Below are 244 nucleotides of genomic sequence, written 5' to 3'. Positions count from 1 at the left end.
TCGTACAGATCACAGGTGAAGATCAGCTCGTCCGCGCCCGTCTGCTCTAGCAGTACCTCCACCTTGGCTCTGACCTTCTGCGGGCTGCCGATCATCGCAAGGCCCAGGAAGCTCCCCACGGCATCGCCAGTTCGGCCACTTCGGTTTTGCTTGGCTACTTGGCAGGCGGCACATCGACCATTCGCGTCGGTTCAGGCGGGATCATGCTGCCCAACCACGCGCCGCTTGTAATCGCCGAACAGTT

Annotated in this window: 2 pseudogenes; one reads left to right on the top strand and one right to left on the bottom strand. The window is 61.1% G+C overall.

The window, feature by feature from the left end:
- Positions 1–125: pseudogene (locus J5M56_RS26260) on the bottom strand (LLM class flavin-dependent oxidoreductase); the annotation flags it as partial.
- Here J5M56_RS26260 and J5M56_RS26255 point away from each other — a divergent pair.
- A pseudogene (locus J5M56_RS26255) lies at positions 120–244 on the top strand (LLM class flavin-dependent oxidoreductase); the annotation flags it as partial. The pseudogenes J5M56_RS26260 and J5M56_RS26255 overlap by 6 nt on opposite strands.

This window comes from Pseudomonas sp. 51_B (genome assembly GCF_017491595.1).
GTDB classification, from domain to species: domain Bacteria; phylum Pseudomonadota; class Gammaproteobacteria; order Pseudomonadales; family Pseudomonadaceae; genus Aquipseudomonas; species Aquipseudomonas promysalinigenes.
This window is presented reverse-complemented; position numbering and strand designations above follow the sequence as displayed.